This is a genomic window from Streptomyces sp. NTD91 (assembly GCF_059510455.1).
This window is the reverse complement of the sequence record NZ_JCAJZW010000070.1, coordinates 1-21171: the sequence shown is the minus strand read 5'-3', so window position 1 is coordinate 21171 and position 21171 is coordinate 1. Positions and strand designations below refer to the sequence as shown.

19 protein-coding genes and 1 tRNA gene are annotated in these 21171 nt (G+C 71.6%); 8 read left to right on the top strand and 12 right to left on the bottom strand.

Annotated elements, in window-relative coordinates; genetic code table 11:
- Positions 1–6: 6 nt before the first annotated feature.
- Positions 7–1101, top strand: coding sequence for an ABC transporter substrate-binding protein (locus AC5WRT_RS36925; RefSeq protein WP_496101026.1), 1095 nt, complete (start codon positions 7–9; stop codon positions 1099–1101).
- 102 nt (positions 1102–1203) lie between these two features.
- Here AC5WRT_RS36925 and AC5WRT_RS36920 read toward each other — a convergent pair whose 3' ends face one another.
- A complete protein-coding gene (locus AC5WRT_RS36920; RefSeq protein WP_496098501.1) occupies positions 1204–4164 on the bottom strand; it encodes a CHAT domain-containing protein in 2961 nt (986 codons plus the stop codon).
- Between the two features lie 92 nt (positions 4165–4256).
- A complete protein-coding gene (locus tag AC5WRT_RS36915; protein WP_496098500.1) occupies positions 4257–6059 on the bottom strand; it encodes a CHAT domain-containing protein in 1803 nt (600 codons plus the stop codon).
- Between the two features lie 191 nt (positions 6060–6250).
- Between AC5WRT_RS36915 and AC5WRT_RS36910 the strand changes: the two genes are divergently transcribed.
- Positions 6251–6694 carry a hypothetical protein gene (locus AC5WRT_RS36910; protein ID WP_496101025.1) on the top strand — a complete coding sequence of 148 codons (444 nt, stop codon included), beginning with the start codon at positions 6251–6253 and terminating at the stop codon, positions 6692–6694.
- An 18-nt stretch (positions 6695–6712) separates the two neighbouring features.
- Entirely contained in the window at positions 6713–7630 is a 918-nt protein-coding gene (locus tag AC5WRT_RS36905; RefSeq protein ID WP_496101024.1) for a hypothetical protein, read from the top strand.
- A 68-nt stretch (positions 7631–7698) separates the two neighbouring features.
- Here AC5WRT_RS36905 and AC5WRT_RS36900 read toward each other — a convergent pair.
- Positions 7699–7772 (bottom strand) — tRNA-Pro (locus AC5WRT_RS36900).
- A gap of 45 nt (positions 7773–7817) precedes the next feature.
- Positions 7818–9245, bottom strand: a complete 1428-nt coding sequence (locus AC5WRT_RS36895; protein WP_496098497.1) for an MFS transporter — start codon at positions 9243–9245, stop codon at positions 7818–7820.
- 194 nt (positions 9246–9439) lie between these two features.
- Between AC5WRT_RS36895 and AC5WRT_RS36890 the strand changes: the two genes are divergently transcribed.
- Complete coding sequence (locus tag AC5WRT_RS36890; protein WP_496098496.1) at positions 9440–10018, top strand: TetR/AcrR family transcriptional regulator; 579 nt, start codon at positions 9440–9442, stop codon at positions 10016–10018.
- Between the two features lie 373 nt (positions 10019–10391).
- Here the strand turns inward: AC5WRT_RS36890 and AC5WRT_RS36885 are convergent, their stop codons facing one another.
- The 3 genes from AC5WRT_RS36885 to AC5WRT_RS36875 form a co-directional block, all read right to left on the bottom strand.
- A complete protein-coding gene (locus tag AC5WRT_RS36885) occupies positions 10392–10907 on the bottom strand; it encodes a hypothetical protein (protein WP_496098495.1) in 516 nt (171 codons plus the stop codon).
- 104 nt (positions 10908–11011) lie between these two features.
- Positions 11012–11614 carry a poly-gamma-glutamate hydrolase family protein gene (locus AC5WRT_RS36880; RefSeq protein ID WP_496098494.1) on the bottom strand — a complete coding sequence of 201 codons (603 nt, stop codon included), beginning with the start codon at positions 11612–11614 and terminating at the stop codon, positions 11012–11014.
- 8 nt (positions 11615–11622) lie between these two features.
- Entirely contained in the window at positions 11623–12654 is a 1032-nt protein-coding gene (locus AC5WRT_RS36875; protein ID WP_496101023.1) for a LacI family DNA-binding transcriptional regulator, read from the bottom strand.
- 167 nt (positions 12655–12821) lie between these two features.
- On the opposite strand from AC5WRT_RS36875, the gene AC5WRT_RS36870 reads away from it, so the two are divergent.
- From AC5WRT_RS36870 to AC5WRT_RS36860, 3 genes are read left to right on the top strand one after another with little or no spacing between them, the layout of a single operon-like run.
- The gene (locus AC5WRT_RS36870) at positions 12822–13988 is read left to right on the top strand and encodes a phytanoyl-CoA dioxygenase family protein (RefSeq protein WP_496101022.1); all 1167 of its coding nucleotides are present in this window, start codon (positions 12822–12824) and stop codon (positions 13986–13988) included.
- 18 nt (positions 13989–14006) lie between these two features.
- A complete protein-coding gene (locus tag AC5WRT_RS36865) occupies positions 14007–14783 on the top strand; it encodes an SDR family oxidoreductase (RefSeq protein ID WP_496098491.1) in 777 nt (258 codons plus the stop codon).
- Between the two features lie 56 nt (positions 14784–14839).
- Complete coding sequence (locus AC5WRT_RS36860) at positions 14840–15844, top strand: Gfo/Idh/MocA family protein (RefSeq protein WP_496098490.1); 1005 nt, start codon at positions 14840–14842, stop codon at positions 15842–15844.
- Between the two features lie 49 nt (positions 15845–15893).
- Here the strand turns inward: AC5WRT_RS36860 and AC5WRT_RS36855 are convergent, their stop codons facing one another.
- The 5 genes from AC5WRT_RS36855 to AC5WRT_RS36835 all read right to left on the bottom strand — a co-directional run bounded on the left by AC5WRT_RS36855 (position 15894) and on the right by AC5WRT_RS36835 (position 20158).
- Positions 15894–16088: a hypothetical protein gene (locus AC5WRT_RS36855; RefSeq protein ID WP_496098489.1), complete on the bottom strand. Its 195-nt coding sequence runs from the start codon at positions 16086–16088 to the stop codon at positions 15894–15896.
- Positions 16089–16236: 148 nt separating this feature from the next.
- Positions 16237–17145: a sugar phosphate isomerase/epimerase family protein gene (locus tag AC5WRT_RS36850; protein WP_496098488.1), complete on the bottom strand. Its 909-nt coding sequence runs from the start codon at positions 17143–17145 to the stop codon at positions 16237–16239.
- Between the two features lie 2 nt (positions 17146–17147).
- Positions 17148–18059, bottom strand: coding sequence for an ATP-binding cassette domain-containing protein (locus AC5WRT_RS36845; RefSeq protein ID WP_496098487.1), 912 nt, complete (start codon positions 18057–18059; stop codon positions 17148–17150).
- A gap of 3 nt (positions 18060–18062) precedes the next feature.
- The gene (locus AC5WRT_RS36840) at positions 18063–19139 is read right to left on the bottom strand and encodes an ABC transporter permease (protein ID WP_496098486.1); all 1077 of its coding nucleotides are present in this window, start codon (positions 19137–19139) and stop codon (positions 18063–18065) included.
- Positions 19139–20158, bottom strand: a complete 1020-nt coding sequence (locus AC5WRT_RS36835) for a sugar ABC transporter substrate-binding protein (protein WP_496098485.1) — start codon at positions 20156–20158, stop codon at positions 19139–19141. The genes AC5WRT_RS36840 and AC5WRT_RS36835 overlap by 1 nt, the downstream gene beginning before the upstream one ends.
- A gap of 177 nt (positions 20159–20335) precedes the next feature.
- On the opposite strand from AC5WRT_RS36835, the gene AC5WRT_RS36830 reads away from it, so the two are divergent.
- Positions 20336–21127 (top strand): GntR family transcriptional regulator, encoded by a 792-nt coding sequence (locus AC5WRT_RS36830; RefSeq protein WP_496098484.1) that lies wholly within the window; start codon positions 20336–20338, stop codon positions 21125–21127.
- Positions 21128–21171: the final 44 nt, after the last annotated feature.

The window sequence follows — 21171 nt, the reverse complement described above, 5'->3', positions numbered from 1 at the left end:
GCCGCCATGTTCAACAGAACCCTCACCGCGTCCCTCGTCACCGTCCTCGCCCTCGGCGCGACCACCGCGTGTTCCAGCAGCTCCGGCAGCTCCGCCGGCTCCGGTTCGGGCGGCTCCGGCGGCACGCCGACCGTCAGGCTCATGGTCGGCGGCATCGACAAGCAGATCTACCTGCCGTACCAGCTCGCCCAGAACCTCGGCTTCTACAAGAAGTACGGCGTCAACGTCGTGCTGAGCACCGAGCAGGACGGCGGCACCGGCGCCGAGGACGCCATGGCCTCGGGGCAGGTGGACATGGCGGGCGCCTGGTACAACCACACGATCGACTTCCAGGTGAAGGGCAAGGCGGTGGAGGACGTCGTCCAGCTGTCCGGCGCGCCGGGCGAGCGGGAGATGTGCGCCACCAAGAGCGGGGTGCACTCGGCCGCGGACTTCAGGGGCAAGACGCTGGGCGTCACCGATCTCGGCTCGGGCACCGACACCCTCACCCAGTTCCTGGCCGCCAAGAAGGGCGTCAAGACCAGCGACTTCCACCGGATCGGGGTCGGCGCGGGCTCCACCGCCATCGCGGCGCTGCAGAACGGCAAGGTGGCCTGTGTGATGACGACGCAGCCGACGGTCGCCGCGATCGAGAAGAAGGGCGTCGGCTACTCGGCGGTCGATGTCGCCACCACCTCGGGCGCCACGGCGGCGACGGGCGGTGCCTGGCCTGCCGCAGGTGTCATCGCCCGTACCGAGTGGGTGAACGCGCACAAGGACGCGGTGCAGAGGGTCGTCGACGCGCTGGTGGCCACCATGCACTGGATCGACAAGCACAGCGCGGCGGACATCGCCGACAAGCTGCCGCAGTCGTTCGTGCAGAACCAGCTGGTGACCAAGGCCGACTACATCTCGGCGCTGACCGAGGACAAGGGTCAGTTCCTCCCGGACGGCGTCATGCCGGCCGGCGGCCCGAAGAACGTCCTGACCACGGAGGAGCTGGTGGGCCACGCGACGTCGAAGGTGAACCTGGGCACCACGTTCACCAACGACTTCGCCCTCGCGGCCAACAAGAAGGAGGGCTTCACCACCACGACGACCCCGGCGGGCGCCTCGGGCTGAGCATCCGTCACACGCGAGCGGGCGGCCGCACCGGATCCCTCCGGCACGGCCGCCCGGCTGCGTCGTCGCACGCCGGGGAGCCGCCGGCCCTCCGCGAGGCGGTCAGCTTCCGGCGTAGAGGAAGGCTCCCCAGTGGCCGATGCCGGAGAAGGGCTGGATGCGGCCCCACCTCGCCCGTGACCGGGCCGACTGCGGGGCGGTGCCGGCCAGTTCCGGCATGTGGGTGACGAGTTCCTCGTTCGTCATGTCACGGAGGCGGAGTTGGGCCAGGCGGAGGGCCTCGGCGGGGGACCGGGACTCCCATTCCTCGTAGAACAGGGTCGTCAGCAGACGTACGGCGAGATCTCCCGGTTGCCACAGCGCGGCCACGCATCCCTTCGCTCCCGAGATCACCAGGGAGTAGGGAAGGGGAACGGGATCCGAGAGGGCGGTGGCGCCGTAGGTTCCGCTGTCGCAGCTCGACAGGATGATCAGAGGCGATCGGATGCCCTGCGCGAGCATGCCGCGCACCGTGAGGCGTCCGTCCTCCAGACTGATCCAACTGTCCAGAGGCGAGAGGGGGTTGGTACTGCCGTGTCCGGTGAAGTGAACGACACAGCTCTCGCTGTTGAGTACGTCCGGGATCGAGGCCCGGTCGAGGATGCCGTCCCACAGATCGTCGTGCCGCGGCCAGCGCGACGCCGCCGCTTCGGTTCCGTATGCGCACCCGTAGATCCGCACGCCGACCCGGGACGGTCGCGGTGAGTGGGGAGCTGCCAGGCAGGAGGCGCTGGGCGCGTAACTGAGCAGCCACTCGTCCAGGAGATAGCGGCGTTTGGCGGGTTCGGCGGTGTCCTGCCGAAAGGCCGCGTGAAGCGGCAGCAGCCGGAGACGCCCGGTCGGGACGAGGACGACGGGCCGCTCCGGGTCCACCGCCCGCGCCACCGGGCCGAGACAGCGGCTCCACAGTTCGGCGCATGTCTCCTCGAGCACGCCTGCCCACCGCATCGATCTCCGGCCTTCGGCGGCCGCCGACTGGAAGCGCCGCGACAGGTCGTTCACGCGCCGGGCGTCGAAGTCGGACAGAAGCACCGAGCGCACCCCGTCCCTGTCCGTGATGAGGGCGGCACCGCCCTCGACGGTCGTGAAGAGATGCACGATCTGCTGATCGCCCAGCCGCCGCCGGACGTCCTCCACAGGGGCCGGTGGCACCAACCGCGTCTCGGTGCCCCACGGCAGTGCCGAACCGAGCGACTCCACGCTGGAGCAGACCTCCTCCAGCGCGAGGAACGCCTCGGCCAGTCGTCCTTGCCGTAGATAGGCGTACGCGATGCCCGTACCGGCACGCCGTTTGACATGTGCCCGGAGCGTGGTGTGCCCCGGCCGCGACTCGGCACGTGGCTGCTCGCCGCCGCGTCGCACTCGCAGGTAGGCCGTCACAGCCCGCGACCAGTCGTTCGACTCCAGAGCCAGATCGCCGACGATGGCACTGTCGGGCCCGAGCGCCGCTTCCGGCGGCACCTCGTCGCGCTCCACGGCAGCCAGATACCGCAGCAGCGCCCGCTTCCCGGTACCCGCCTCCCCGGCCAGTTCGGCCAGGGCGGACCGCGCCTGGGCGCAGAGCAGCCCGACCTGCGTGCGGTGCACCGGTCCGGAGCTCTCGTGCAGGATGTCCTCGCCGAGGTGACAGGCCTGCTCGAGGGCGGTGGCGTCCCCGCTGGACATCCCGTAGTGGATCAGGGCGAGCATGGCATGCCGCAGAGCCTGATGGCGTTCCTCGGACTCGGCAGGGGCGAGGCGTGCCGCCTTGTCGAATGCGGCCAGCGCGGTGGGAAGGTCGCCGAGCGGGTGTTCCCACGCCTGTCGCGGGTCGGCCGGCGGGTGCTCGAGGACTCGCAGCATGAGACAGTCCCCGAGAGCCCTCAGCTGCTCGGACCCGCTGTTCTGCTGTGCCTCGGCGGCGAGGGCGGCCTCCCTCCACAGCCCCACCGAGCGGTCGATGTGGGCCCGTTCGCCGGTCCTGACATGGAGAGCCGAGCGCAGCCCGGCGGCCCAACCGAGCATGGCCGTATGGGAACCGCTGGCCGGCGGCAGCACTCCCAGGGCCAGTTCGCCCGCGGAGACGGCCCGGTCGAGGTCGCTCCTGTCACCCCGTGCGTCGTACAGGACGATACTGGCATCGGCGAGGAACTGCAGAAGGTCCGGGCGCTGGGCCGGCCGGCAGTCGAGGAGCCCCGTCTGGAGGAGGTGCACGGCGGAGTCCAGGTCCTGGGACCGGTGATCGCGCAGTGCCCGGTTGTACAGCGCCTCGGCGAGATTGCGTCTCGTGTCCGGGACGACGTCCTCGACCAGGAAGACGTGGGCGCGCTCCGTGACGTCGGAGTCCGCCGCCTCGCGCAGGACCTGGACCGCTTCCTCCAAGTCGTCCTGCCGGCCTTCGACGTTGAAGCTGATGAGCAGCATCCAGCCCTGGGTGTTGGCCAGATCCCGCCACCGGGCCGACGCCCTGGTCTCCCGGGCGCGCTGCCGGGTCAGCTGGGACAGGGCCGAACGGAACTCCTGCGCCGCCGTGCGTTCTCCACGCTGTGACCGGTATCGGATGGACTGTGCCACGGCCAGCAGACGTACCAGGTCGGTCCGGCGCAGGTGGCGGGGATCGCGCTCCCGCAGGGCCGAGGACAGCAGCCCGATGGCCTCCTCCACCGCGGACTCCTCCGCGGCACCCGCCTCGAACGCGGTCAGCAGGGCATTGGCGAGGGTGTAGCGGGCGAGTACGGCACCGAACTCGAAGGCGATGTCGTGTTCCGCGCGTCGTAGACCGTCGATCGAACGCGCCAGGTAGGAGGGGTCGCGGCGGATCTTGAAGGCCTCCAGGAGCGCGACGGCGGAGGCGAAGACGAAGTAGTGGTGCAGGGGCCCGTCGGGAAACGTCTGCGCCGTGCGCTCGAGGTTGCGCAGCGCCTCGTCGACGCCCGACGCGGACTCGGCGGCGCGGAGTCTTTCCGCACAGATGGCCGTGATCTCCAGCACCAGTCGGAGGGCCTCCTCGGCGCTGTCGTGCGGGCGGGAGCGCAGTTCCTCCACGAGCTGCTCGGGATCCCTGGGACCCGATGAGGTGCCCCCGCCGGGCCCTCCGGCCGGGCCCTGCCCCGGTCGCGAGTCACGCCTCTTCCGGCTCACGCCGCATCACCCCCCGTGGCGCAGAACTGGCCGACCCGTTCGACCTGCATGTGTGGGTGCCCGAAGAACTGGTACGCCAGCGCACTGGACGCGAGATCCGCGTCGTCCCTCGCCGCGGCACGCAACGAGCGCATCACCTCCGCGGGCTTTTCACCTCGCAGCACGCGATGGTAGAAGGCCAGGGCGAGGCACCGCGCGTCCCTGTCGTCCAGGGACCACAGCGGCGAGACGACCGCACAGGCTCCGACGTAGAGGAAGGCCTGCACGAGCCCGGCATAGCCGCCGAACACCCCCTGCACGGCGCTCGCCTTGCAGGCGTTGAGGAAGACGAAGGTCTCACCGGGGAAGTCGTACGCCTTCACGGTGGTCGGATCGAGCGTCATCCCGTCGACCATCACGAGCCCGTTGTCCCAGCCGCCTTCCGTGTGCTGGCCGTGTCCCGCGAAGTGCACGATCCCGGCGACCGGTCCGTCGCGGAAGTAACTGATGACATCGGTGAGGCTCGCCTCCACGCTGGTGGCACCGTAGCTGGCCCGCAGCGTCGCGGCCTCCAACTCGGCATCGCGCAGCCGCTGCCAGCCATCGGTCCGGTAGACACCGGAGATCACCGTCATGGACGCGGCCCGCACCACCATCGGCGGCGGCACCGTGATCCGCCGATCGGCGAGGACCCAGCGCCCCAGCGTCACCTGGCAGCCGAGGAACGCGGGGCGGTCGCCGGACAACGTGTCCGGGACGACGGCCAGCTCCCACGGTATGTAGGCCTCGGCGGACTGGAGCAACACCGTGGGCACCCGGGGCGACACGGCCTCCGCCACGTTCGCGAGCACGTGCCACAGACGGGTGGGCATCACATCGGTGATCTCCTTGCCCAGCCCCGTCATGAAGGCCATCAGATCGGGCCGTCCCTTGCGGCTCGCCATCCTGTTGATCAGGGAGATGGCGTACTGCGGGGCGTCCTCGCCGACGAAGCACTCGTCCGGGAGCCCGGGCACGCGGACGTGGGGCGACTGGTACTGGAAGAGGAAGCGCCCGGGACGCTCGGACGGGAGGATGGTGACGGTGAGGTCGGCCGGCTCGTCACCCCGGGGCAGCAGCAGTGCCCGGGGTGGGCCGCTCGTCGCCTCCGCGCACACGCCGAGGACGGTGGGGTCGCTGACGACGGCGATGGACCGCACTCCGAGTCCCACCACCTCCCCGGCGACGCTGTAGACCACGTGCAGCGTCCCGGACCGGACCCGGCGCCCCCTGGTATCGGCGCGCACTCTCAGTACGTGAGACGGATAGCGCTCCGTCTCCGTGACGCGCAGGTCCGCGGTCCAGTCCCCCTCCACGAGGGTGAACCCCTCGGCGAGGGTCTGCACGGTGACGGTCAGCGGCCGGCAGACGCCGTCGCTGTACACGGGGCTGCCCACCACGGAACCGATGATCTCCGGCGACAGCCCCACGACGATGCTGAACTCCCAGCCCGCGACGACCTCGCCGGGAGCCTCGATGCGGGGATACCCGCAGCACACCGAGGGGTCGGCCGCGCTGTCGAGGGCCGGCGCCGGGGCCGCCGGCCCGGCTGCGGAGAGAACCTCGGCGCGGCGGCCCTCCGGCGGCTCCAGCAGTTCCTCGAAGCGCATGACGGCCTCGGGATGCGCCAGCACCGCGCTCACCACGTCGTCGGCGGCCGCTTCGAGGTCGGCCCCGTCATGGTCCGCGAGGATCGCGGTGAGATCCTTGCGGAGTCCGGTCGCCTCCCCCAGTTCGGTCAGCAGCGCCGCCGCCGCCGCCAGGACACTCTCAGGCTCCATCACACCCCACCGCGCGAACTCGTCCCCCCGGGGCACGGCCCCGCCCACGCCTGCGTGTGACCGGCACGTGGTCCAACGACCGTAGCAAGGGCGATGCCTGTGGTGTATTCGAAGTCGGGAACTCCCTGAGCGGTCGGTGCGCGCGACGTCAACTCCCCTTGCCGACAAGGCGGGTGTGGCACCCTGAGGTGGTGCCGACCGAAGACGCCCCTCCGCCTGCGGACGATCCGAACCCGGCAGGGATCCTGGACGCCGCTCGCGCGATTCGCCCCTACCTCCCTGACCTGCTCTCCTTTTCGCCAGGGTCGGCCGCACGCGTCGACGACGAACTCGCCCGGCTGCTGGGGAGGAGCACCGAGCCGCACACCGTGGATCGGGTCCGAGGCGTCCTGGAGGGCAATCCGGTCACGGAGACGTGGGTCTCGCAGTTCCTGGAGTTCGGTGTGCCGCCGGACTTCGTCCCGCCGGGCACCCGCGGTCCCGCGACACCGGGACCCGCGGGAGACGGGGAGACGGTACGGCCGGGCCCCCGGTTCGTCTGTCCGGTCGGCGGGGACGTGGTCTGGTGGCGGCGGCACGTGGGACAGGACGTGCCCCGGTGCGCCACCCACGGCGTCACGCTGGTCAAGGCCTGACGGGAGGGAGCGCATCAGGTGCTGGGGAAATTCTGGGAGAGCATCGGCACCAAGCTCGGGGAACGATGGCTCGCCGTGGCTCTTCCCGCTCTGCTCTTCTGGGCGTCGGGAGCCGCCTCCTACGCCCACGCCCATGGCACCGCAGGCTTGGCCGGCCGGGCCAAGTGGCTCGGGGCCGAGCCCGTCGTACTGCAGGTGCTCGTGCTCGTGGCGGGTCTGCTCGTCGTCACCGTGTCGGCGCAGCTCGTGGACCGGATCTCACAGCCCGTCCTGCGGGGACTGCAGGGCTACTGGTGGCCGTTTCTCCGCCCGGCGTGCCGCCGCCTCACCGACCGTCAGACCCGGCGTCTGCAGCCGCTGCAGGACCGCTTCGACGCACTCGCGCCCCTCGTCGCGAACGGGACGGCGGACGCGGAGCAGGAGTGGGAGTACCGGCGTGCGGACCTCGAACTGCGACGCTGTCCGCCCCGCCCGGCGCTGCACATGCCCACCCGGCTGGGCATGTATCTGCGGGCCGCCGAGAGCGAGGCCAAGGACAAGTACGGCCTCGACGCGGTCAGATGCTGGCCGCACCTCTGGGCGATTCTCCCGGACCGGTCGAGAACCGACCTGCTGGCCGCCCACGCGGCGCTGCAACGCTCGGTCACCCATGTCATCTGGGCCGTGCTCGCGGTGGTGTGGACCTGGTGGATGCCCTGGCTGCCGCTGGTCGCGCTGGCAACGGCATGGCTGCTGCACCGGTTCGCGCTGCTCGCCCACGCGGCCGCCTACGGCGACCTGCTCCGAGCCACCGTGGACCTCCACCGTCGCGCGCTGTACACGGCGGTCTCCTGGCCCGTGCCGACGACACCGGCGGCGGAACGGGCGGCCGGGGAGGAACTGACGGAGTATCTGTGGCGAGGCGGCGACCGGGCCGACGTGACGTTCCAGGCTTGACACGGGGAGAACGCGGGAGGCCGTGTCGGCATCCCCCGATACGGCCTCTGACCCGCTGCCTCAGCAAGTCGGGACGACAGGATTTGAACCTGCGACCCCTTGACCCCCAGTCAAGTGCGCTACCAAGCTGCGCCACGTCCCGTTGCGGTCCCACGCGGGATGCCCCGCGTGATCACGCAGGTCAACCCTACCGCACCTGTGCGGGTTCGCGTGCCGCCCCCGTGGTGGCGGAGTGTGCCGTACGGGCGGGGCGGCGGGCCGGGACGAGGAGGGCGGCGCCGGCCGCGGCCAGGCAGAGGAGCGCGAGCAGGGCCCAGCCGTGGGTGTAGCCGGAGGCGTAGGGCAGGCCGGAGGGCTGGAGGCGGCCGGTGACGAGGACGCTGGTGACCGCGGCGCCGATGGAGCCGCCGATGGTGCGGATGTTGGCGTTCATACCGGTCGCGGCGCCGGTCTGCTCGGGCGGGACGCTTTCGACGACGAGGTTGGCCATGGAGGCGAAGGCCAGTCCGATGCCCAGGCCGAACAGGCCGGCGACGACGGCGATCTCCCACTGGGCGTCATGCCAGAGGGTGAGGAATCCGCAGGCCAGTGCACCGAGCGCGGCCCCCGCGGTGAGGAGCGCCTTGGCGCCGACGCGGGGCTCCAGCCGGCCGGAGAGGACACCGGAGACGAACATCGCCAGCAGCATCGGCAGCATGAGGAGTCCGGAGGCGGTGACGCTCGCGCCGAAGCCGTAACCGGCCGTGGCCGGCGTCTGGACGAAGCCCGGCAGGAAGGACCAGATCGCGTACATGCCCGCGCCGAAGAGCAGGGCGGCGGCGTTGGTGGTCCACACCGCGGGCAGCCGCATCACGCGCAGGTCGATCAGCGGGCTGCGGGAGCGGGCCTCGGCCGTGAGCCACGCGGCGAAGAGGACGACGGCGGAGGCGAACAGGCCGAGCACCTTCGGCGAGCCCCACCCCCAGTGGCCGGCCTGGCTCAGCGGAAGCAGCAGGGCCACCAACCAGGCGGAGAGCAGCCCGGCGCCCAGCCAGCTCACCTTCCCTTCCGCCCTCTTGGGGGACTCGGGCACGCAGGCCACGGCGATCAGGACCGTCGCGGCGACGATGGCCACCGGGATCCAGAAGAGCCAGCGGTAGTCGAGCGCGGAGACGATCGGCCCGGCGGCCACCATGCCGACGCCGCCGCCCGCAGCGATCACCGCGGAGAGGTTGCTGATGCTGCCGCTCACCTCGGCGGGCGCGAACTCGTCGCGGATGATGCCGAAGGCCAGCGGGAACAGGGCGCCGCCGACGCCCTGGACGACCCGCGCGACGATGAGGACGCCGATGTTCGGGGCGAGCGCGGCGACGAGACAGCCGGCGAGGACGGCGAGCAGGACGCCGACGAGCGTGCGCTTCCTGCCGGCGAGGTCGCCGACCCGGCCGAGGATCGGGGTGAAGACCGAGGCGGACAGCAGATACGCCGTCATCACCCAGGTCGCGGTGGACTGGGAGGCGTGCAGGGCGTGCTGGACGGTCGGCAGGGCCGGCGCGATCAGCGACTGGAGCATGGAGAACACGCCGGCACCGGTCGCGAGGACCGCGAAGGTGAGGCGGGTGGACTTGCGGGGCATGAGGGAGCCTCTCCGAAGGGAGCGCTGGGGATGGGCGAAGGACGGACGGGCCGCCGGGCACGTCCGGCAGGCAGGCGGCGACGCCCCCGCACTGCTAAAGTGGAGGTACCCCTCCACTCTAGCGGAGGTGCCCCTCCGGTTCAACTGAAACGGATGCACTCCTCCGGTTCATCGATTCCCTCTGGGAGGCAGCAGTGACGGCCACGCCGTTCCCCGTCGGCGAGATCGTGGCGGCCCGCCGGCCGCACCGCAAGGACGCCGCCCGCAACTACGACGCCCTGCTGGCCGCCGCGCGCGAGGCGTTCGCGGAGCACGGCGCCGACGCCTCGCTCGAGGACGTCGCCCGCCGCGCCGGAGTGGGCATCGGCACGCTGTACCGGAACTTCCCCACCCGCCGCGACCTCTTCGAGAGCGTCTACGCCGACGAGGTCGACGCCCTGTGCCGGGCGGCCGAGGAGGTCGCGGACCTGGAGCCGTGGGAGGCGCTGACGGCCTGGCTGGACCGGTTCTCCGGCTACATGGTCACCAAGCGCGCGGTGCGCGAGGCGCTCAACGACGAGTCGCAGATCTTCCAGACCTGCCGCGACTCGATGTACGCCGCCGGAGGCCCGCTGCTGGAGCGCGCCCAGCGGGCGGGGGTGGCACGCGCGGACATGGACTTCACCGACCTGCTGCGGATGGTCGCCGGGATCACGGCCACGACGTTCGACGACGACGCCCAGCGCGACCGCGTCCTGGCGATCGCGCTGGACGGCGTGCGCACCGGCCGCTGAGGTGGGTCCGGGCCGGTGGTGCGCCCCGTGGGGCGGCCGACGTCCAACACGCGCCCGACAGGGCGGCCGACGTCCAGCAGGCGTCCGGTGGTCGGGCCGGACGCGACACGGCCCGCGAGCGTCGCTGCGGCATGCCGGACGGCGCCCGCAGGCGGCCTCGACACGGCAGGGCCTCACGGCCGTTCATCGCCCGGCGCCGGGGCCTGTGCTCGGATTCCCGTTCTCGCCCGAAGGGCGGGGTGCGAATGTGACGGCCGGCCCCGGCTCCCCGGCCGGCGCGGCCAGGGGTACGGCGCACCGCCCGTCGGGCGGTGCGCCCCCGCCGCCGCGCGAGCGGACCGCCCACGGCCGAGCGAGGCGCACTGCCGTCGCCCTACTTGATCAGTGCGTTCGCGACCACCACGACCGTGCCGAGCAACGCGTCCCCGGCTCCCACGAGGACCGCGGTGGGCCACCTGCGGGCCGACCAGCGGGCGGTGAGGAGACCGAGCAGGAACAGGATCAGGATGTTGAGCGCGAAGGCCACGTACTCGATGCCCTTGGCCGCCCACCAGTGCCACCACGCCCCCGCGAGCAGGAAGACCGTGGGCAGGACGGCGACGACCAGCGGCCACTCCTCCCACAGCGTGCGCAACACGTCCCAGCGCCGGTGCGGGGTGCGCTCGGCGATGTAGTGGGCGTAGCCGTGAGCGAGGGCGGAGGCCAGGGCGGTCACCAGCACCCAGGCGGCGTCGTAGCCGCGCACCTCGGCCGACGTGTGACCGTACTGGGTGAGGGCCGCCACCATCGAGCTGGCGAGGACGGCGCCGTACACACCGCCGAAGAGGACGGCCTCGCGCATGTCCTGCCGCCGGGACGGTGCCGCGCCGACCGCCGTGGAGTCAGCCATGTCCCCCACGATCACCCGCGCCGGGCCGGTGCGCCAGTCCGGCCGGGCCGACGAAGGCTCCTCCCACCAGCCCCGTTGCCGCATTCAGCGGCGACAGCCGTGTGTCACACCGCGTCCCTTCCGGGTTCCAGCCCGCTCAGGTCCTTGACACCGGCGGTCAGCGCCTCGATCACCTCCCCCGGCGCGACGTCGGCGTCCCCGCCGGTCCTGGCGAGGAGCGGCAGCTCCACCTGGACACCGCCCAGCCGGGTCAGGTTCACCGGGTTCCTCGGGTGTACGCCGCGCAGGGCGCGCGGGATCGCCGCCAGGTCGGTGACGGCCGGGAACCGCGGGGCCCCGGCGGCGAGCGCCGCGGCGAGGACGCGGGCCGCCGCCCGGTTGCCGCCGCCGAGGAAGACCGTGTGCGGGGTCTCGGGGCGCATGTGGCCGTGCAGGGAGACCGTGAGCGAGACCCGGTCCAGGAACTCCCGCAGCAGCGCGCAGTGGTCGGCGGCCATCCGCGGTGACGTGATGTGCACGGGCTCGCTCGCTCCCGGCTGGGTGAAGACGAGGCTGGTGGCGCCGCAGCGGCGCGCCACGGTCCGGGCGAGTTCGGCGGTGCCGCCCTCGTTGCTGCCGTGCAGCGCGAGCAGCCCGATCCCGTCGCCGGGTACGAGGGTCGCGACCATGGGGACGCCCTCGATCTCCACCTGTTCGGTACGTGTCATCGTCTCCCTCAACCCTCCGCCCGCCCCGGCATGTTGTACGGCGTGACCACCTGGATCGCGGACGGCAGCACCGGACCGGCCGGGGGCAGCGCGCCGTGCGCCCGCATGACGAGATGGCAGGCCTCCCGCATGTCCTGGCGCAGGTCGTGGTGGAGCACGGCGGACAGCTTGTGCGCGCGCAGCAGCCGGGTGTTGTCGTGGTCGAGGTCGTGGGCGACGAACACCGCGCACTCCCGGCCGGCATCGGCGAAGGCGCGCAGGGTGGCCATGTTGCCGCCGCCGATCGAGTACACGGCGCGGATCTCCGGGTCCCGCTCCAGAGCGGCGCGGACCAGGTCGTACTGGGTGGCGTCCAGTCCCTGGCCCTCGGCGATCTCCACCAGCGCGCGCTGCGGCTGCCGGGCCCGCATCACCCTGCGGAACCCCATCTCGCGCTCCTCCTCGTTGCGGAAGAAGCCGCTGCTCAGGCTGGTGAGGACGTTGCCGGGCCGGTCGCCGAGCCACTCCCCCGTCAGATAGGCGGCGGTGGCGCCGGCGGCCCGGTTGTCGCTGCCGACGTAGCCGACCCGTCCGCTGGCGGGCAGGTCGGTGACCAGGGTGACGACCGGGATGCCGGCCGCGGTGAGCCGACCGACGGCCGCGGTGACCTCGGGGACGTCCGGCGCCTTGAGGATCACGCCCTGGGAGCCGCGCCTGGCGATCCGGTCGAGCGTCCTGACCTGCTCCGCGACCGGGCCGGTCTCACGGAAGTGGAAGCGGGAGCGGACCACGGCCGGATGCAGGGAGGGCAGTTCGGCCTCCAGCGCGGCGCGTACGGCGGTGCTGAACCGCTCGGGGGCCTGTACCACGATGTCGACCATGAACGTACGGCCGACCAGCCGCACCTGGGTGCGCTGCCGGTCGAGGTCGGCGATGGCCCGGTGCACCTCCCGCGCGGTGCTCTCGCGGACCCCTCCCCTGCCGTTCAGGACACGGTCCACGGTGGCCTCGCTGAGACCCGCCTGACGTGCGATCTCCCGGATCGGGAACGGATGGCCCACGGGCCTGCTCCTTGAGGGGTTTTTGATGGCCGGCTGCTGGTTGTTCGAGGGGTTTGTACTGACAAGAATGACAGGGCCGCGTCGTTGCTGTGGCCGAAAGGCGTGATCGCGCGGGTCCCGGGCCGTACGCCGGGCCCCGGCGCGAGGCCATGACCGAAAGGACACCGATGTCCGTCGTCTCCGTGCCGGGCCGTGCCTGGCTGTCCGAGCGGGACTGCGACCTGGACGCCTTCCGCGCCCTGACCGCCCGGACGACCCGCCTCGCGGACTATCCGCACGCCGCCTCGGTGGCCGGGAACGTCCTGGTGTACGAGGGTGAGCGGCTGCGTGACCCCGAGGATCCGGTCACGCTGCGGGCCGAGTTGGTGCGGGCGTTCGCCGAGGGCCCCGGGATCGTCGTGATCAGGGGCGCCTGGCCCGACCTGCCGGCGGTGGACCGGCTGACGGCCGTGTTCGAGGCGCTGATCGCCGAGCAGCGGGCCTCCGGGGCCACCACCGGCGACCACTTCGCCGGGCCGGGCGCCAACGACCGCGTGTGGAACGCGCTGGAGAAGACCGCGCTGTACGACGCCGAGGCGTTCGCCGACTACTACGCGAACGACGTCCTGGCCCTGGTCTGCACGGCCTGGCTGGGCCCCGGCTATCAGGTGACCTCGCAGGTCAACGTGGTCAACCCGGGGGGTGCCGGGCAGAGCCCGCACCGGGACTACCACCTCGGCTTCCTGAGCAACGCGGCCGCGTCCGCCTACCCGGCCCATGTGCACCGCCTCTCCCCGGTGCTCACCCTCCAGGGCGCGGTCGCCCACTGCGACATGCCGGTGGCGTCGGGCCCGACGCTGTATCTGCCGTACTCGCAGCTGTACGAGCCGGGCTATCTGGCCTGGCGGCTGCCGGAGTTCCGGGCGTACTTCGAGCGGCACCACGTCCAGCTCCCGCTCGCCCGGGGCGACGCGGCCTTCTTCAACCCGGCGCTCTTCCACGCCGCCGGCACCAACCGCACGGCGGACGTGCGGCGCACGGCCAATCTGCTCCAGGTCTCCTCCGCCTTCGGGCGCGCGATGGAGACGGTGGACCGCGAGGCGGTGGCGAACGCGGTGTTCCCGGTGCTGCTGCGGCGCGCAGCCGGGGGCGCCGGCGAGCGGTGGCTGGAGAACGTGATCTCGGCGAGCGCCGAAGGCTACCCCTTCCCGACCGATCTCGACAGCGACCCGCCGGTCGAGGGGCTGGCGCCGCCGTCCCCGGCGGACCTCCTGCGGCGGGCGGTGCGCGAGGCGTGGGCCCCGGAACGGCTCCGGGCGCAGCTGCGGGCCGGCGCGGAGCGCCGGGAGAGCTGAGAAGGGACGGGCACAGTCATGGGACTTCTCGACGACAAGGTCGTGCTGGTGAACGGCGGCAGTCAGGGGGTCGGTGCCGCGATCGCGCGGGCGGCGGTCCGCGAGGGCGCGGTCGTGACGGTCACCGGCCGCCGTACGGAACCGGGTGAGGCGCTGGTCGCCGAGCTGGCCGCGGCCGGGGGCAAGGCGATGTTCGTGCGCGCCGATCTGGCGGACGCCGATCAGGCCGGGGCGGCGGTCGCCGAGGTGGTGGACGCCTGCGGGCGGATCGACTGCCTGGTGAACTCGGCGGGGCTGACGTCCCGGGGCACGCTGTTGGACACCACGCCGGAGCTGTTCGACGCGCACGTCGCGGTCAACCTCAAAGGGCCGTTCTTCGCGATGCAGGCGGCGGTCGCCGACATGGTGGCCCGCAAGGCGCCCGGCACCATCGTCAACATCATCACCTCGTCGGCGCACGGCGGACAGCCGTTCCTCGCGCCGTACGTCGCCGCGAAGGCGGGCCTGGCGGGCCTCACGCGCAACGCGGCGCACGCCCACCGCTGGGACCGGATCCGGATCAACGGCCTGAACATCGGCTGGACGGCGACGGAGGGCGAGGACGCGGTCCAGCGTGCCTTCCACGGTGCCGGCGACGACTGGCGGGAGCAGGCCGCGGCAAGGGTGCCGATGGGCAGGCTGGGCCGGCCGGACGAGATCGCCGACTTCGTGGTCTTCCTGTTGTCCGACCGGTCGGGCGTGGTCACCGGCTCGGTGATCGACTGGGACCAGAACGTCCTCGGCGGCCTCGACTGACGACTTCCCCTCCCCCTCCGCTCGTCCCCGTGAGAACTGCAAGGAGCGTCATCTTCATGCGCATCGGAATCCTCGGCCTCGGCCGCATCGGCGCCTTCCACGCCGAGACCCTCTTCGCACTGGACGCCGTCGAGTCGCTCGTCGTCGCCGACCCGTTCGCGGACGCCGCCGAGGCCGCCGCCGAGCGGTTCGGCGCCGAGGTCGCGAAATCGCCGGAGGCGTTGCTGGCGGCCGGGGTGGACGGCCTGGTCGTCGCGGCGGCCACCGACGCCCACCCGGCGCTGATCCGGGCCGGTGTCGAGGCCGGTGTCCCCGTCTTCTGCGAGAAGCCGGTCGCCCGCACCATGGCGGAGGGCGTCGAGGTGCTGAAGGCCGTGCGGGGCGGCGAGGTGCCGGTCCAGATCGGCTTCAACCGCCGCTTCGACGCGGGCTTCACGGCCGCGCGGGCCGCCGTCCGGGCGGGCGAGCTGGGGAAGCTGCACACGGTCCGCTCCACGACCCTGGACCCGGCGCCGCCGCCGGCCGCGTACATCGCGGCGTCCGGGGGCATCTTCCGCGACTGTTCCGTGCACGACTTCGACATCATCCGCTGGGTGACGGGCCGTGAGGTCACCGAGGTGTACGCGGTCGGCGGCAACCGCGGCGCCGACTACATCAGGGCGGCGGGCGACGCGGACACCACCGGTGCCGTCCTCACCCTGGACGACGGCACCATCGCGGTGGTCTCCAACTCCCGGCACAACGCCAGGGGCTACGACGTGCGCATGGAGCTGCACGGCTTCACGGACTCGATCGCGGTCGGCCTGGACGACAAGCTGCCGCTGCGCTCGGTCGAACCAGGCGTGACCTTCCCGTCCGGCACCCCGCACGACTTCTTCATGGACCGCTTCGCGGACGCCTACCGCGCCGAACTCGCCGCGTTCACCGGGGTCGTGGCCGGCGCCCGCCCCTCCCCCTGCACGGTCGAGGACGCCCTGGAGGCGGGCTGGATCGCCGAGGCCTGCACCCTGTCCCTCGGGGAGCACCGGCCGGTGCAGCTCGCGGAGGTGCGGCAGGCGTGAGACGTGTGTGCGGCGCCGGGCGGACCCGCCCGGCGCCGCACTCTTCGCCTCAGCCGCAGTACCGGATCAGCCACTCGTCCGGGTTGTAGGTGTTCCGCGCCGGATCCGGAAGGGTCGCCGGGCTCGTCCCGACCATGTCCTGCGGGCGTATCCGCTCGGGCAGGGTGCCGAAACGGCTGCGGCGGCGCTCCGCCGCCTCGCTCGCGTCCTGGGTGGCGACCCGGGGTTCGGTTCGCTGCGTCATCTCGTCCTCCCGTCTGCGCGGGCATCCCTCGTCGACCGGCCGACGCCCGCGTGCCCTCGGTTGTTCCCGGCCATGCCCTGGCCGAATCCGTGACGTCCACGAAGGAACCGGGCCCCCACGAAGGAGGCCCGGTTCCGGGAAGAGGCGCTCAGGCCCCGCAGGACCGCAGGAACCGCCGCGTCCGCACCGCGATCGGCAGCGGCTTGTCCGGCTCGCACGGATACATGTCCTGCTCGACGATCGCGAACAGCTCCACGCCCAGCCGCTGCGCCGCCTCCAGAACGGGCCCCAGCTCGGGCACCCCGGACGGTGGTTCGCACATCACACCGCGCTGCACGGCCGGCCCGAACGGCACCCCGTTCGCGACCACCTCGGCGAGGATGTCGGGGTCGACCTGCTTGAGGTGGAGATAGCCGACGCGCTCGCCGTAGGCCTCGATGAGCTTGACGCTGTCGCCGCCGCAGTAGGCGTAGTGCCCGGTGTCCAGGCACAGGTTGACCAGTTCGCCGTCGGTCGAGTCCAGGAAGCGTTCGACGTGGCCCTCGGTGTCGATGTGGGTGTCGGCGTGCGGGTGGACCACGATGTCGAGGCCGTACGTCTCCTTGACCTCGTGGCCGAGCCGCTCCATGCCCTTGGTCAGGTGCGCCCACTGCTCGGCGGTCAGCTCCGGCGGCTCCAGGATCTCGGCGGTCTTGTCGTCCCGCCAGAAGGAGGGGATGACCACGAGGTGCCGCGCGCCCATCGCCTCGGTGAGCGCGGCGACCTGGCTGACATGGGCCCACGTCTCCTCCCAGACGGACGGGCCGCGGTGCATGCCGGTGAACACCGTGCCGGCGGAGACCTTCAGGTTCCGCCGGGCCACCTCGTCCCCGAGCCGCGCGGGGTCGGTGGGCAGGTAGCCGTAGGGGCCGAGTTCGATCCACTCGTAGCCGGCCTCGGATACCTCGTCGAGGAAGCGTTCCCAGGGCACCTGCCGCGGGTCGTGGGGGAACCAGACGCCCCAGGAGTCGGGGGCCGAGCCGACCCGGATACGGTCGAGGGGGGTGGGGGTGGCCATGGTCAGGGTGTTCCTTCCGAGGAGGGCGCGACGGGTGCGGTGAGGTCCTCGGCTTCGGGGAGTCCCTCGGTGTCGACACCGCGTACCTGGGCCAGTTCGTGTTTCAGGGCGGCGAGCTCGGCACCGCCGGCCATGTGGTTGGTCAGCTCCTCCAGGGTGATCTCGCTGCGGGCGGCGGACAGTTCCAGGGTGCCCAGGCGCAGGACGCTGAAGTGGTCGCCGACCATGTAGGCGTGGTGGGGGTTGTGGGTGATGAAGATGACGCCCAGGCCACGGTCGCGGGCGGCTGCGATGTACTTCAGCACCACACCCGACTGCTTCACGCCCAGGGCGGCGGTCGGCTCGTCCAGGATCAGCACGCGGGCGCCGAAGTGGACGGCGCGGGCGATGGCCACGCACTGGCGCTGGCCGCCGGACAGCGTCCCGATGGGCTGTTCCAGGTCGTCCACCACGATGCCCATGTTGCGCAGCTCTTCGTCGGCCGTCCTCTTCATGGACTCGATGTCGAGACGGCGGACGGGCCAGGGGCCCTTGGTCATCTCCGAGCCGAGGAAGAAGTTGCGCCACACCGGCATCAGCGGGACGGTCGCCAGGTCCTGGTAGACGGCGGCGATGCCCCTGTCGAGGGCCTCGCGCGGGGTGGAGAAGCGCACCGGTTCGCCGTCCACGAGGAACTCGCCCTCGGTGTGCTGGTGGAGCCCCGAGATGATCTTGATGAGGGTGGACTTGCCGGCGCCGTTGTCGCCCAGCACACAGGTGACCTGGCCGGCGTGCACCTTCAGGTCGACGCCGTGCAGGGCGCGGATGTTGCCGTAGGACTTGCCTGCCCCTCGCAGCTCGACGAGCAGGCCGTCCCGCTGCGGCCCGGCGTCCTGGACGATCGTGCCGTGGGTGCCGGATGTGTTGTCAGTCATCGGTTACCTCCGGGTCGCCGTCGCCGTGCGCTGGACCCACAGATTGATCAGGACGGCGCCGAGGAGCATCACGCCCAGGAAGGCCTTGAACCAGTCGGGGTTCCAGCCGGCGTAGACGATGCCCTGGTTGACCATGCCGAACATGAAGGCCCCGAACACCGGGCCGATCGCCGAGCCGGCGCCGCCGGTGAGCAGACACCCGCCGATGACCGCGGCCGCGATGTAGATCAGCTCCTGGCCGACGCCCTCACCGGACTGCACGGTGTTGAAGGAGAACAGCTGGTGCATCCCGACGAACCAGGCCCCGAACCCCACCAGCATGAACAGCGAGATCTTCGTGAAGGTCACCGGCACACCCACCGCCCGGGCGGACTCCTTGTTCCCGCCGACGGCGAAGACCCAGTTGCCGTACTTGGTCCGCAGCAGCACCCAGGTGGCCAGTGCGGCGAAGACCAGCCACCACACCACGGTGATCTTCACCTCGACCCCGCCGACGTCGAAGGAGGAGGCGAAGACCTTGCGCGCCTGGCCGAAGCCGTCCATGTCGCTGATGTCGTCGGTGGCGACGTTGCCGGTGACCAGCTTGGTCACGGCCAGGTTCACGCCCTGCAGGATCAGGAAGGTGCCCAGCGTGATCAGGAAGCTGGGCAGGCCGGTCCTCACCACCATCCAGCCGTTGAGGAACCCGATGGCCAGCGACACCACCAGCGCGACGATCACGCCGGTCCACACGTTCATGGTCAGCTGGTAGCTGAGCATGCTCGCGGTCAGCGCCGAGGAGACCACGGCGACGCCGGAGGACAGGTCGAACTCGCCGCCGATCATCAGCAGCGCGACCGGCAGGGCCATGATCCCGATGGTCGAGGACTGATACAGGATGGTCGCCATCGAACTGCCCTGGCGGACCGAGGGCGCGACGATCAGGAAGAAGACCAGTACGGCGGCGGCGCCGAGGAAGACGCCCACCTCGGGGCGGGCGAGCATCCGCAGGGCCAGCGGACGCCGTGCGGTGCGGCCGTCCCTCCCTCCGGAGCCCGGCGGGGTGGTCACCGCCGGCTCTGCCTGCTGCGCCATGCTCATCACCGGGTGCCCTTCGCGGCGAACTGGGCGACCTTGGCGACGTTGGACCTGTCGACGAAGGCCGGACCGGTCAGCACCGGCTGGACCCCACCGCCGCTGTAGTTGCCGTTGTACTTGTAGAGCCACAGGGAGTCCACGGCGAGATAGCCCTGCAGGTAGGGCTGTTGGTCGACCGCGAACTCGATCGAACCGTTCCGGACGCCCTTGACCAGGTCCTTGTTCAGGTCGAAGGTCGCGACCTTGGCCTTGCTGCCCGCATCGGACACCGACTGCACGGCGGTCAGCGCGAACGGCGCGCCCAGGGTCACGACCGTGTCGATGGCGCTGTCCTGCTTGAGCTTCGCCGTGATGGTCGACTTCACGGACGGCATGTCCGTGCCGTTCACGTACAGCGTCTCGGTCGTACCCCTGAACGTCTTCGCCACGCCGTCACAACGCTGGGTGAGGCCCACGTTGCCCTGTTCCTGGATCACACAGACGACCTTCTTGGCGCCGGTGCTGTTCAGCTTGTCGCCGAACGCCTCGCCGGCCACGCTCTCGTCCTGCCCGAAGAACTCCAGCAGGCCGAGCTTCTTCCAGTCGCTCAGGCCGGAGTTGAGGCCCACGACGGGGATGCCGGCCTGCTGCGCCTTGCCGACGACGCTCTTCATCGCGTCGGGCTTGGCCAGGGTGACCGCTATGCCGTCGACCTTCTGGTCGATCGCGTTCTGCACCAGGTTCGCCTGGTTGCCGGCGTTGGGGTCGGCGGAGTAGACGAGCTTGATGTTGTCCTTCGCCGCGGCGGCCTCGGCACCCTTGCGGACGGTGTCCCAGAAGGTGTCGCCGGGCGCCTGGTGCGTGACCAGGGCGACCGTCATGCGCGGGGTGTCGGCCTTGCCCGCCGAGGCGTTCTGTGCCGCCTCCTCGGCCTTCTTGCCGCCGTGACTGCTGGCGCAGCCGGCGAGGGTCAGGGCCGCCGCGGCGGCCACCGCGACCACGGGAGCCAGTCTCCGGGAGCGGGAGGGAGAAGAGCGGTCCATCTTTCCTGCACCTCACTGTGCGTGCGACGGGGGAAGGGACGCTGTTGCGTTGGCACGGGATCCAAGTCCCTGGCGGGCCCGCTGTCAATACTTTGTTAAGACATCATTTCACAAGCAGGTCCGAATGTAAGTACAAACCATTGACACCCTCGCCTCCGCGGCCTACACCTGTCAGGCATGAGCCCAGTACACCGCACTCCGCAGCGAACGGCACCGGGCGAGCGCGCGGTCGACTCCCTGAGCTTCGCCCTGGACCGCACGAGCCCGGTGCCCCTGTACTACCAGCTCGCACAGCAGCTCGAGGCCGCCATCGAACACGGCGCGCTGGCCCCGGGCAACCTCCTCGGCAACGAGGTCGACCTCTCCGTACGTCTCGGCCTGTCCCGGCCCACCGTGCGCCAGGCGATCCAGTCACTGGTCGACAAGGGCCTGCTGGTACGCCGGCGAGGGGTGGGCACCCAGGTCGTGCACAGCCAGGTCAGGCGGCCACTGGAGCTCAGCAGCCTCTACGACGACCTGGAGTCGGCCGGACAGGCCCCGGCCACGCGGGTGCTGCGGGACGAGCGGATCCCGGCGAGCGCGGAGGTGGCCGCCGCCCTCGGGATCGCGGAGGGCGCCGAGGTCGTCGCGCTGGAGCGACTGCGCCTGACCCACGACCGGCCGGTGGCCTTCCTCTGCAACTTCCTGCCGGCCTCCCTGCTCGAACTTCCCGCAGGGCAGCTGGAGTCGACGGGCCTGTACCGCCTGATGCGGTCCGCCGGGGTCGTCCTGCACAGCGCCCGCCAGTCCATCGGCGCCCGCAGCGCGACGGCCGAGGAGGGCACCCTGCTGGACGAGCGGGAGGGCGCCGCCCTGCTCACCATGCGGCGCACCGCGTACGACGTCACGGGCCGGCCGGTGGAGTACGGCAGCCATGTGTACCGGGCGTCGCGCTACGCCTTCGACTTCCAGTTGCTGGTCCGCCCCTGAACCGCTGGTCAGCACCCGAAGCGGAACCACCCCTGTTCACACAG